Source organism: Enterobacter sp. HG048 (assembly GCF_024702055.1).
Classification (GTDB): domain Bacteria; phylum Pseudomonadota; class Gammaproteobacteria; order Enterobacterales; family Enterobacteriaceae; genus Enterobacter; species Enterobacter dykesii.
In genome coordinates this window covers 40,424-51,886 of the sequence record NZ_JANLIZ010000003.1, presented here as the reverse complement: position 1 = coordinate 51,886, position 11,463 = coordinate 40,424, and the positions used below count along the sequence as shown (strand labels likewise).

General features: G+C 53.5%; 11 protein-coding genes. 6 read left to right on the top strand and 5 right to left on the bottom strand.

The features are described 5' to 3' along the window. The first annotated feature begins 55 nt into the window (after positions 1-55). Entirely contained in the window at positions 56-2,236 is a 2,181-nt protein-coding gene (locus tag NUX24_RS05740) for a type I secretion system permease/ATPase (protein WP_257830206.1), read from the top strand. After that, positions 2,233-3,408, top strand: coding sequence for an HlyD family type I secretion periplasmic adaptor subunit (locus NUX24_RS05735; protein WP_257830205.1), 1,176 nt, complete (start codon positions 2,233-2,235; stop codon positions 3,406-3,408). Before NUX24_RS05740 ends, NUX24_RS05735 begins: the two co-directional genes overlap by 4 nt. A gap of 35 nt (positions 3,409-3,443) precedes the next feature. Here the strand turns inward: NUX24_RS05735 and NUX24_RS05730 are convergent, their stop codons facing one another. Further along, entirely contained in the window at positions 3,444-4,328 is an 885-nt protein-coding gene (locus tag NUX24_RS05730; RefSeq protein ID WP_047651240.1) for a hypothetical protein, read from the bottom strand. A gap of 276 nt (positions 4,329-4,604) precedes the next feature. Between NUX24_RS05730 and NUX24_RS05725 the strand changes: the two genes are divergently transcribed. After that, positions 4,605-6,068 carry an EAL domain-containing protein gene (locus tag NUX24_RS05725; protein ID WP_257830203.1) on the top strand — a complete coding sequence of 488 codons (1,464 nt, stop codon included), beginning with the start codon at positions 4,605-4,607 and terminating at the stop codon, positions 6,066-6,068. A 29-nt stretch (positions 6,069-6,097) separates the two neighbouring features. Here NUX24_RS05725 and NUX24_RS05720 read toward each other — a convergent pair whose 3' ends face one another. From NUX24_RS05720 to NUX24_RS05710, 3 genes are all read right to left on the bottom strand, one after another. Continuing rightward, complete coding sequence (locus NUX24_RS05720) at positions 6,098-6,370, bottom strand: YqjD family protein (RefSeq protein WP_047651242.1); 273 nt, start codon at positions 6,368-6,370, stop codon at positions 6,098-6,100. 119 nt (positions 6,371-6,489) lie between these two features. Then, the gene (locus NUX24_RS05715) at positions 6,490-7,158 is read right to left on the bottom strand and encodes an epoxyqueuosine reductase QueH (protein ID WP_257830202.1); all 669 of its coding nucleotides are present in this window, start codon (positions 7,156-7,158) and stop codon (positions 6,490-6,492) included. 124 nt (positions 7,159-7,282) lie between these two features. After that, positions 7,283-7,759 (bottom strand): GNAT family N-acetyltransferase, encoded by a 477-nt coding sequence (locus NUX24_RS05710; RefSeq protein ID WP_047651244.1) that lies wholly within the window; start codon positions 7,757-7,759, stop codon positions 7,283-7,285. A gap of 89 nt (positions 7,760-7,848) precedes the next feature. Between NUX24_RS05710 and NUX24_RS05705 the strand changes: the two genes are divergently transcribed. Further along, positions 7,849-8,778, top strand: a complete 930-nt coding sequence (locus NUX24_RS05705) for a LysR family transcriptional regulator (RefSeq protein WP_257830201.1) — start codon at positions 7,849-7,851, stop codon at positions 8,776-8,778. 51 nt (positions 8,779-8,829) lie between these two features. Here NUX24_RS05705 and NUX24_RS05700 read toward each other — a convergent pair whose 3' ends face one another. Continuing rightward, on the bottom strand, positions 8,830-9,696 hold the full coding sequence (locus tag NUX24_RS05700) for a GyrI-like domain-containing protein (protein ID WP_257830200.1): 867 nt from the start codon (positions 9,694-9,696) through the stop codon (positions 8,830-8,832). A gap of 198 nt (positions 9,697-9,894) precedes the next feature. Here NUX24_RS05700 and NUX24_RS05695 point away from each other — a divergent pair, with 198 nt between their 5' ends. Both NUX24_RS05695 and NUX24_RS05690 read left to right on the top strand, forming a co-directional pair. Then, entirely contained in the window at positions 9,895-10,170 is a 276-nt protein-coding gene (locus tag NUX24_RS05695; protein ID WP_003857256.1) for a metal/formaldehyde-sensitive transcriptional repressor, read from the top strand. Between the two features lie 30 nt (positions 10,171-10,200). Continuing rightward, positions 10,201-11,319: an S-(hydroxymethyl)glutathione dehydrogenase/class III alcohol dehydrogenase gene (locus NUX24_RS05690; RefSeq protein WP_032668253.1), complete on the top strand. Its 1,119-nt coding sequence runs from the start codon at positions 10,201-10,203 to the stop codon at positions 11,317-11,319. The last annotated feature ends 144 nt before the right edge of the window (positions 11,320-11,463 follow it).

Below are 11,463 nucleotides of genomic sequence, written 5' to 3'. Positions count from 1 at the left end.
CCCGTAAAGGTATCATTTCAGTGCGTAATTATCGCGCTGGACAGGACGTAGCATTATGAAGACACATCCACAGTACGAACCCTGGCTGCAGGGCATGCTCATCATCGCGAAGCATTACCGGCTGGATTTTTCCGCGGAGCATGTTCGGGTCACGATTAACCATGAAAGCCAGTCTCCGCGCCAGCTGGTGCTGGAGGAGATGGCGCGCCAGCTTGGGCTGGGGATGCGTGTGGTGGCGGCGGAAGCGGTATCCCTCGATCCGTGGCGTCTGCCGCTGCTGGCGGAATTTACCGGCGGACAAATCGCGGTCATTAACCGCATGGACAGCGAAGGTAACGTCAGCCTGCAGTTTAGCGGCGACGCGGGGCTGGAGACAACGCTGACGCGCGATGAGCTCGGGTCGCGGTTAAAGGGCCTGATGGTGCTGCGCCCGCTCGAATCCACGCCGGATGCCCGCGTGGATGACTACATCAAACCCTATGAGAAAAACTGGTTCTGGCAGCTGGCGCTGAAGGACTGGCGACGTTACAGCGACATTATGCTGGTGGCGCTGGTCGCCAACGTGCTGGCGCTTTCGGGCATGGTTTTCTCCATGCAGGTGTACGACAGGGTGGTCCCGTCACAGTCTGAAGCCACATTATGGGTGCTGTTTGGCGGCGTGATGATTGCCATCGTGTTCGAATTCATTATGCGCATGCTGCGCGTGCATATTTCCGACGTGGTGGGGAAACGCGCCGACCTGCGCATCTCCGAACGCGTTTTTGCCCACGCGCTGCGGATTAAAAATGGCGCGCGCTCCAAATCAACCGGATCCTTTATCGCCCAGATCCGCGAGCTGGAGTCGGTGCGCGAGCTCATCACCTCGACCACCATCGCGGCGATCTCCGATCTGCCGTTCTTCCTGCTGTTCGTCTTTATTCTGTGGATGATTGGCGGGCCGCTGGTGCTGGTGGTCCTGCTCGCCGTGCCGCTGCTGCTTATCCCCGGCCTGCTGGTGCAGCGCCCGCTGGGGAAACTCTCCAGCGAAGGGATGCGTGAATCCGCCATCCGTAACGCCACGCTGGTGGAAGCGGTGCAGGGCATTGAAGACATCAAGCTGATGCGCGCCGAGCAGCGTTTCCAGAACCAGTGGAATAACACCAACGACGTCGCCGCCAGCGTCGGCATGAAGCAGCGCTGGCTGACGGGGTTACTGCTGACCTGGACTCAGGAGGTGCAGTCCATCGTCTATGCGGTGGTACTGCTGGTGGGCTGTTATCTGGTCATCAGCGGCGACATGACCACCGGTGCGCTGGTGGGCACCTCGATTCTGGCGTCGCGCACCATCGCGCCGCTGTCGCAGATCTCAGGCGTGCTGTCGCGCTGGCAGTCGGCAAAAGTGGCCCGCAAGGGGCTGGACGACCTGATGCAGCGTCCGATTGACGATCCGCAGCACGGCAAGAAGGTCCACAAAGCCCACCTGCGCGGCGACTATGCGCTTGATGACGTCGGGTTTTATTACGACGAGGAAGAGAAACTCACCGTGCTCAACGTCAGCAAGCTGCAGATCCGCGCCGGAGAGCGCGTGGCGGTGCTCGGGCGTAATGGCTCCGGTAAAAGCACGCTGTTGCAGCTGCTGGCGGGCATGCAGGAGCCGCAGCAGGGCAGCATCCTGCTGGACGATATTGCCCTCAATCATCTGGACCCGGCCGACGTGCGTCGCGACATGCAGCTGCTCGGCCAGCACGCCCGGCTGTTCTTTGGCTCCGTGCGGGACAACATCCTGATGGGGAACCCGCTCGCTACCGACGACGAGATTCACCAGGCGCTGGTCAACAGCGGCGCGCTGGAGTTCGTGCGCAAACAGAAAATGGGGCTGAACACCATCATCAACGAGGGCGGAACGGGCCTCTCCGGCGGTCAGCGTCAGGCGCTGCTGCTGGCGCGCGCGCTGATCACCTCCCCGAATATCCTGCTGCTGGACGAGCCTACTGCCTGGCTGGACGAGATGAGCGAGAAGCAGTTTATTCAGCATCTCCACAAATGGTTGGGTAAACGCCGGACGCTGGTCGTGGCGACGCATCGTCTGCCGATACTGGACCTGGTTGACCGCATCATCGTGCTGGAAAACGGCAAGGTGGTGATGGACGGCTCGCGCGATGCGATCCTGCATCAGCACGGCATGGCACCGCAGAAAGCCGCGCAGCGCACCGTGACCATGAAGCCGGCGGCGGTTGCAGAGGAGGGCGCGGCATGAATGATTTATCTCGTTTCAATAGTCGACTGAAGGAGCCACGTCTGCCGCGCTCGTCACTCGTGGCATGGTCGCTGTTCGCCCTGCTGGCGGCGTTTATCACCTGGGCAAGTCTGTTCCAACTGGATGAAGTGACGACCGGCAGCGGCAAGGTCATACCGTCTTCTCATGAGCAGGTTATTCAGTCTCTGGAAGGCGGCATTATCCACAGCCTGCTGGTGCGCGAAGGTGACATCGTGGAACGCGGCCAGCAGCTCGCGCAGCTTGACCGAACCAAAACCGAGTCGAGCGTGCTGGAGAGTGAGTCGCGTCTGAATGCCGCGCTTGCAACGGCGGCGCGCCTGAAGGCCGAGGTGAACGATACGGAACTTGCGTTCCCGGAAGAGCTGGATGACGACGTTGAGCTGGTTAAACAGGAAACAGCGCTCTACCAGTCCCGTCGTGAAAGCCTTGAAAAAGGGCTGGCCGGTTTGCGTCAGGGCGCCGAGCTGGTGCAGCGCGAGCTGTCGTTGACCCGTCCGCTGGTGACCCAGGGGGCGGCCAGCAAGGTTGAGGTGTTACGTCTTGAGCGACAAAAAAATGAGCTTGAGAATAAAATTACCGAGATGAAAAACCAGTATTACGTTCGCGCCCGCGAAGAGCTGGCGAAAGCCAACGCGGAGATAGAAGCCCAGCGTTCGGTGATGAAGGGGCGTGAGGACTCCCTGACCCGTCTGACCTTCAATGCCCCGGTTCGCGGGATCGTGAAGGATATTGACGTCACCACCGTGGGAGGTGTTATCCCGCCGAACGGCAAGCTGATGAGCCTGGTCCCGCTGGACGATCAGATGGTGGTCGAAGCGAAAATTTCGCCTCGCGACGTGGCGTTTATCCATCCCGGCCAGAAAGCGCTGGTGAAAATTACGGCCTATGACTATTCCATTTATGGCGGGCTGGAAGGGGAAGTGACCATGATTTCCCCGGACACCCTGCAGGATGAAGTGAAAAGAGATGTCTACTACTATCGCGTCTATATCCGTACCGACAGTAACCATCTGACCAATAAGCACGGCCAGGAATTTCCGGTCTTTCCGGGCATGATAGCTACCGTTGATATTAAAACCGGCAGTAAAACCATCCTGGATTATCTGCTGAAGCCGCTAAACAAGGCGAAAGAGGCGCTGCGCGAAAGATAAGAGAGTGGCGTTCGGGATCCCGAACGCCACGTTAATTATACCGTTGACGCCACGTTGTTAAGGTGGCGTCGTTCTTTAGGCACCACGTTGATGTAATGCGTGACATACGCAAAATATAAACCGGCATAGTTTTCCACCAGTTCGATAAAGGCCGGATAGATCGACATTTTTCCATCACCCCGATCTTTAAGATAGCCCGCCTCTTGCGCCGTTTTAATAATTCGGTTGACGTGGATGCGCGAAACGAAAAATTCTTTTGCGAGCGTGCTCGCTGAATAGTCAATGACGGCTCCGTGGGCGGATTTATTTTTCATGGCCTGCAAATAGATATAAAGCATAATCATTCGCCCTCCATCTTTATCAATAAACAACCCCACTTCAGGTAGCACCTTTCTGAACGTTAATCCCCGAAAAAGATATTCAGCCGCGCGGCGGAAGAAGTTGTTTCTCAAAATATCATTATCCAGCAGGTTTACATTAATATTAAAAGTCGGATAAAGAATGCTGACGGGCAAAAATGCCCCGGACATATAACGCTTAAGTTCATTGAGACCTTTTTCAGTTGGCGCGATTCTCGTTTTGCGTCGGTCCTCCGTGCAGCGCCAGGTACTGATGCGTCCGGTAGTTCTCAGTATTGTAATGATCGCAATAACGCTGTTGGGGCTGGCTATTTTATAGCGAGAGCATAACTCTTTAATCTCTGAAACTGATTCGGCCTGATTTCCAAAAATAAAACAACACATGGAGAGGATAATGTTGAACCGGGATTCCTGCAGCATTGTCTTGTAGAACAAAGGTTGTTTTTTGTAGATGGTGTCATTAATTGTGTAGTGCTCTAAAATTGCCTCACCGAATCGCGGATTGCTCTTTATAACATCCCTTCGATGTAGCAAGGCCCTGGATGAGATGTGATTATCCATAGCATTTTTCTCGTATTTGAATGAACCGATAGATGAAGTATCCAGTCTTCTTTTTCGGAATTTTCATTATACCCTGAGAATAAGATGTTTGCCGTTGTTATTTGCAAAGAAAAGTATATTTAAACGGCGGTGATTAACGCAAAGATGTTCCTCTGAGTTCAGCTGATAACTGTTTCTTACCCTTAGGCTGTACTGTAAAATTAATGTTTATAACAGGTGCGTTAAATTTTACGCATTCACAAATGGAAATGGTGCCTTAGTGCCCAGGAGCAGTTTATGACCCACAACATTTCTCTCAGAAATAGGGCGTGCGATGAACAAAAGTTTGTCATCTCAGCCTGCGGTTTTACGTTCCAGGGATATCGTCTGTTCCTTAACCAGTACGGAATACAGGCTTCGCATATTCATTTTGATGGGGATGAGGCATCGCAACAGGATATGGAAAATATCCTTATAAATCAGAATGCTCATGTTGTGGTGTTTCTCGGAAAAGGTATCTTAAGTCTCCTGGAGAGCCTGAAGCGACTGGCGTCCGTGCTCAATGCGTTGCCCGTTATTCGACGCGTCACGCTGTATGGCGACATACCGGATGGCTGGCTATATCGCACCCTGGGCAGTCTTTTAAATAATAGTTATCAATTATCATTGATTCGACTAGCCCGCGTTTCGGATGTCGTCACTGGTTCTCATACGCACCATCATGTATTTAAGGAACGTTCGTACTTATTACGCGATCGCTACAGGGATAATTCTTCGCAAGACAACGTAAAGTGGCTAACAAAAAGAGAGATTGACGTTTTATTAAATTTCTACCGCGGCATGTCCGTAAAAGAAATGTGCGATGAAATGGGATTATCTAATAAAACGGTTTATACCCACCGTAAGGAAGGCGTGCTGAAATTACGCTTAATTAAGCGGTGGTTACACGATTCGCATAATTTCAATGCGGAAAGAAGTATCAAGCGGCGGAGTCAAAACACGGAATTTACGGATAAGGAAGCAGAGATTTTTAATGCATTATATAAAAAAGAGATCTTCCCTGCTTATCAGATCATTACCGATCGTGACAAAAAAGGCGTAGGCTTTGAGATACTGATCCGCTGGAATAAAAACGGTAAAATTGTCAAGCCGACCAGTTTTCTCACGGATATTTCAAATCATGAGATATGGTTGAAAATTACCGCGCTAGTTATTCATGCCGCCGTGTCGGGAATTAATAAGTATAATGGTAAATACTATTTTTCTGTGAATATTCCACCTCGCCTGGCTTCAGGAAATGCATTGCCTGATATGGCAAGGAAAGCTATCGACATGCTGCTCAAACCGCAGTGGGCCGAGAAGCTGGTCTTTGAATTCGCAGAAGATATTGACGTGACGAAGGACAAAGGGATCCCAGAAACCATGCGGCATTTGCGTAATACGGGGTGTCGATTGTTTCTGGATGACTGCTTCTCTAATCACCAAACCATGTTCCCGGTGCGGCAGGTGCTTTTTGATGGACTCAAGCTGGATCGGGATATCGTTGAGCATTTTGTGGCAAACGACAATGACTATAACCTGATTAAAGCGATACAGATTTATAGCGACATGACCGGAACGGACTGTATTGCAGAGGGAGTAGACAGTGAGGAAAAATTTGAAAAATTAGTCGCGCTGGGCGTCAAAAACTTTCAGGGATATTATTTATCGCGAGCCGTGAAAGAGGACGAGTTAGATCGCATGGTCAGAATTTTTAGTTAAGAAAAAATAAAGCCCCGAAGGGCCTTTTATTATTTTCGACCCAACAGCAGGCCGAGAACAATACCTACCGCACCTGCGGCGATGAGGCCGGTGAGGGGATTATTTCTGACAGCTTCAGTGACGTCGGAAACGGCATCGCTGGCCTGCGCGGCATATTTTTTAGCCGCACCTTTTACCTGATGCTTTGGTGAATCTACGAATTCACCAAACTGCTGCTGCGCTGAACCTGCAAGCTCATCAAATTTATTTTTTGCTTTATCTTCAGCAAACTGGGTGTTTTTATCAGTACCGAAATCAGACATTTTTGCCTCCTTTTGTTGATAATTTAAGGATAGCCGCTCTTTGTGGATGTGGGAGACGAAAGGTTAATTTCGGCACCCGGCAGGGCTGTTTTCGGATATATCTCTATACCGGTAACCCGTTATTTCTCACTGTCATCCTGACCATAATACAGTTTCCCGATGCGGATCAGCGGGCGTCCCTGAGACTTACGATGCAGGTTACTGTCCCTGAGCGAATAAACGCACCCGCAGTATTCCTGCTGGTAAAACTGCTCCCGCTTGCTGATCTCAATCATGCGAGAGGAGCCGCCCTGTTTACGCCAGTTATAGTCCCAGTAAACCATACCCGGGTAGCGCGCGGCAGCACGCTGGCCGCAGTCATTTATCTGCTGCATGTTTTTCCAGCGGGAAATCCCCAGCGAGCTGCTTATGACGCTGAATCCATTTTCAGCCGCATAGAATGCCGTACGCTCGAAACGCATATCGAAGCACATGGTGCAGCGGACGCCACGCTCGGGTTCCCATTCCATGCCTTTCGCGCGCTCAAACCAGTTATCGGTGTCGTAATCGGCATCAACAAACGGCACGCCGTGTTTTTCCGCAAAGCGAATATTTTCCTCCTTGCGGATGAGGTATTCCTTCTGCGGATGGATATTGGGGTTGTAGAAGAAAATCGTGTAGTCAATCCCCGAAGCCTGGATAGCCTCCATCACTTCACCCGAACAGGGGGCGCAGCAGGAGTGCAGCAGCAGCTTGTCGGCACCGTCTGGCAGGGAAAGTTGTGGGCGGATAAAAGGGGCTGTCGTCATGGCGTTCTGCACTATGTTTATGAAATTTATGGAAGGGTAGCATAAATTCATCATCTGTTGAGACGGGATCAGGGCAGGACAGAGCGATCCCGCCGGGCGGGATCTACTCGGGTACCACGTGTCGCTATTCGGCAAATTTCAGCAGCGCCTCGCCATCAAGACGATAGCGTACCCATTCGGACTGCGGCAGTGCGCCTATGCTCAGGTAAAAATCAATAGCGGGCTGGTTCCAGTCGAGCACGCTCCATTCAAGGCGGCCGCACTGCCGTCTCACCGCCAGCTGCGCGATATGTTTCAGCAGCGCTCTTCCCGCGCCTTTACCACGATACTCCGGAGAAACGTACAGGTCTTCCATATAAATCCCGTTGCGTCCGAGCCAGGTAGAATAGCTGGTGAAGAAAACGGCATAGCCGGCGATCTTGCCTTCAAATTCCGCGATCAACGCTTCGGTTTTTGTGCCTGCGCCAAAGAGCGTTTCGCGGATCTCCTCCGGCGTGGTAACCACTTCTTCCGGCGCTTTTTCATACACCGCCAGCTCGTAGATCATGGCATATATTACTGCCGCATCTTCGGGGCGGGCCTGACGAATGGTGATGCTCATTGTTTTTCCTGCTTTTTAGCCTGTGTTCGATTGATGGCGATAAGCATACGGAGTATTGTCCGAAGAATTAAGTGCAATGAAATCAACAAATGATGAATATTATGCATCCGATACTGAGACGCCTTGATTTAAACCTGCTGCCCGTTTTCGACGCGATTTACCGCCACCGTTCCGTTCGGCTGGCCGCTGACGAGCTGGCGATGAGCACATCGGCACTGAGCCATGCGCTGTCGCGTTTGCGCATTACCCTTAATGACCCGCTCTTTTTTCGCGAAGGGCATCGCATGTCCCCCAGCGTGTATGCCTCTCAGCTTGCGCCTTCCATTGCTTCCGCATTGTCGTTCCTGAATCATGAGCTGACCCCGCAGCCGGAGTTTGACCCGGCCAGCAGTACCGAAAGCTTACAAATTGGGATTACGGATTTTACCGCGCTGTGCATTTTCCCGGCGCTGATGCACAAACTGCAGCTTGCGGCCCCGGGTTTGCGTTTCGAATTGCGCTATCTGCCGCACAGCCCGGCGCTGACGGAACTGCTGGCGGGCGAAGTGGATCTCGCGCTGGGGTTCAGCACTCAGGATGATATCCGGCACCCGGAGCTGGAAGAGATCGACTGGTTTGAAGATGAGTATGTGGTCATCAGCAACGCGCGCCGGACGCGTCTCGCGCTGGAGGAGTATCTCGCAGCCCGACACCTGGTGGTGACGCCATGGAATGAGAAGCAGGGTGTTCTGGACGTGCGGCTGGAACAGCTGGGCTATACCCGACAAATAGCGATCAAAACGCCATCGATGCTCAGCGCGCCGTTTATCGTAGCGGAAAGCGACCTGCTGATGGCGATCCCCCGGTTTGCCGCTGAGAAGCTGGCTGCGGCAGCGGACCTGAGGATTTTTCCTTTACCGTTTTCGATACGCACGTTTGAAGTGAAAATTTACTCCCATAAACGCAGCGGCCAGCGGGGCGCAACCCGCTGGCTTAAGGAGGAGCTGCAAACGCTGGCGCAGGCTGGCAGGGAACCGTAGGCCGGGCAAGCGCAGTGCCACCCGGCATACATGGCGGTCAATAAGGGAGAGTCACTTTAACGGCAGGTAGATATCCGTTTGCAGCGCATGTTCTGGCACCTCGTGAATAAGGTTGAGGTAGTGGAAAAATACCGGGGCATCGCGCAGCGTTTCGCCGCTGGCCGGTAGCCAGTCGCGAAACATCGCCCACACCGTAGCGGAAATGGTATCCAGAGAACCCGTGTGGCGGGCTACGGCGTATCGTCCGCCGTCGATTTCGCCACTGCAAACCCCGAATTCATTTTCTGGTATCGCTTCAGAGATACTGCCGCAGATATCGAAACGAAAGGCGTCTGCGGGTGTGGTTGCCGGGTCATCCCAGGCAATGCCAAACGTGCTGCTTTCGTGTACTGGCGATAGGCCCGTGCTTTTACGCCAGGCAATAAATTTCGCCGCGCTGTCATTTACCCGATCCGGGTTGCCACGGTGCTGCAGCATTGCCACTTGGGTCTGTGGGAAATCGACAATCTTAATTTCCATCGTTTTTTGCTCCTGAAAGGTCATTTTCGGTACGCGCTGGTGCCAGTTCAGCCAATCCGGCTGCTGCCGAAACTGACGCGGGCTTTTTCCAAACGCGTTTCTGAAGGCGCGACTGAACGATTCCGGGCTCTGGAAACCGGCATCGAGCGCAATATCAATCACCTTATCCTGAGGATTAAACGCCAGTCGCCAGGAAGCATGACGCAGACGCAGCCACTGGATATAGCGATATAAAGGCTGGCCGCTAAACGCCAGAAACTGCCGGTGAAAATGATAGGGCGAACAGCAGGCTAACGCGCTGAGCTTCTCCAGCGTGAGCGGTTCATCGAGATGGCGGGCGATATAGTCGCACACCATCGTGAAGCGCTCGCGGTAAGCCGTTTTGATTGCATCGTTCATTGCATCCTCCTGATGACCCACATTGCCTCACCGAACGGCCAGAATCCTGACCGATCTTGCTGATTATGGAGAGGTTATACTGGCGGCATAACGTTGTGCGGCGGCAATCGCATTGTCGTCAAATATACTGTTCAAATAGAAGGTTTACATCACCAGGAAAGTTAAATACCATACCCCCCTATAGTATCAGGAGGGCGTATGCCGCATTCACCCGAAGATAAAAAACGTATTCTTACTCGCGTCCGCCGCATTCGGGGCCAGGTTGATGCCCTTGAACGCGCGCTGGAGTCGGGCGATCCCTGTCTGGCCATCCTGCAGCAAATCGCCGCCGTGCGCGGGGCTGCCAATGGCCTGATGGGCGAAATGGTTGAAATTCACCTCAAAGATGAGCTGGTGACGGGGGAAACCACGCCGGATCAGCGAGCCGTACGCATGGCAGAAGTCGGCCATTTGCTGCGCTCTTATCTAAAATAAACCCACACACCTGACAAAAAGGGAAGACATATGAAATCTCGCGCTGCAGTTGCATTTGGTCCCGGCCAGCCGCTGAAAATCGTTGAAATCGACGTTGCACCGCCGAAGAAAGGCGAAGTGCTGATCAAAATCACCCATACCGGCGTGTGCCATACCGATGCGTTTACGCTGTCCGGTGACGATCCTGAAGGCGTTTTCCCGGCGGTACTCGGCCATGAAGGCGGCGGGATTGTGGTGGAAGTGGGCGAGGGCGTGACCAGCCTGAAGCCTGGCGATCACGTTATCCCGCTGTACACCGCGGAGTGCGGCGAGTGTAAGTTCTGTAAATCCGGTAAAACCAACCTCTGCCAGGCGGTTCGCGCTACCCAGGGGAAAGGACTGATGCCGGACGGTACCACCCGTTTCTCTTATAACGGCGAGCCTGTTTATCACTACATGGGCACCAGCACCTTCAGCGAATACACCGTTTGCGCGGAGATCTCGCTGGCGAAGGTGAACCCGCAGGCACCGCTGGATAAAGTCTGCCTGCTGGGCTGCGGCGTGACCACCGGCATTGGCGCGGTGCATAACACGGCAAAAGTCAAAGAGGGCGACACCGTGGCGGTGTTCGGTCTCGGCGGCATTGGTCTGGCGGTGATTCAGGGCGCGGTGCAGGCGAAGGCCGGGCGTATCATCGCGGTCGACACCAATCCGGAGAAATTCAAGCTGGCGGGTGAAATGGGCGCGACCGATTTCGTGAACCCGAAAGATCACGAAAAACCGATTCAGGATGTCATCGTTGAGATGACCGACGGCGGCGTTGACTTCAGCTTTGAATGTATCGGCAACGTGAACGTGATGCGTTCCGCGCTCGAATGCTGCCACAAAGGCTGGGGCGAGAGCATTATCATAGGCGTTGCCGGTGCGGGCCAGGAGATTAAAACCCGTCCATTCCAGCTGGTCACCGGTCGCGTGTGGCGCGGCTCCGCGTTTGGCGGCGTGAAGGGCCGTACCCAGCTTCCGGGTATGGTGGAAGATGCGATGGTCGGCAAGATTCAGCTCGACCCGTTCATTACCCACCGATTGCCGCTGGAGCAGATCAACGACGCGTTCGATCTGATGCACGAAGGAAAATCCATCCGTACCGTCATTCATTTCGGCGACAAGTAACTCTTCTGCCAGCGGTTTTTCGCCGCTGGCGTTTCTTTAATAATCTTCTCTAAAGTGTGACCAGTGCGGCGTTTTTAGCCGTAATCTAAATCTCTGCCGTGCCGATGACTATTTAACAGGCGTGTTTTTACGCATCTTACCTAC

Bases quoted from the DNA above. Each gene is read 5' to 3' on its own strand.
- NUX24_RS05740 (WP_257830206.1), top strand. From the start codon at position 56: ATGAAGACACATCCACAGTACGAACCCTGGCTGCAGGGCATGCTCATC.
- NUX24_RS05735 (WP_257830205.1), top strand. From the start codon at position 2,233: ATGAATGATTTATCTCGTTTCAATAGTCGACTGAAGGAGCCACGTCTG.
- NUX24_RS05730 (WP_047651240.1), bottom strand. From the start codon at position 4,328: ATGGATAATCACATCTCATCCAGGGCCTTGCTACATCGAAGGGATGTT.
- NUX24_RS05725 (WP_257830203.1), top strand. From the start codon at position 4,605: ATGACCCACAACATTTCTCTCAGAAATAGGGCGTGCGATGAACAAAAG.
- NUX24_RS05720 (WP_047651242.1), bottom strand. From the start codon at position 6,370: ATGTCTGATTTCGGTACTGATAAAAACACCCAGTTTGCTGAAGATAAA.
- NUX24_RS05715 (WP_257830202.1), bottom strand. From the start codon at position 7,158: ATGACGACAGCCCCTTTTATCCGCCCACAACTTTCCCTGCCAGACGGT.
- NUX24_RS05710 (WP_047651244.1), bottom strand. From the start codon at position 7,759: ATGAGCATCACCATTCGTCAGGCCCGCCCCGAAGATGCGGCAGTAATA.
- NUX24_RS05705 (WP_257830201.1), top strand. From the start codon at position 7,849: ATGATGAATATTATGCATCCGATACTGAGACGCCTTGATTTAAACCTG.
- NUX24_RS05700 (WP_257830200.1), bottom strand. From the start codon at position 9,696: ATGAACGATGCAATCAAAACGGCTTACCGCGAGCGCTTCACGATGGTG.
- NUX24_RS05695 (WP_003857256.1), top strand. From the start codon at position 9,895: ATGCCGCATTCACCCGAAGATAAAAAACGTATTCTTACTCGCGTCCGC.
- NUX24_RS05690 (WP_032668253.1), top strand. From the start codon at position 10,201: ATGAAATCTCGCGCTGCAGTTGCATTTGGTCCCGGCCAGCCGCTGAAA.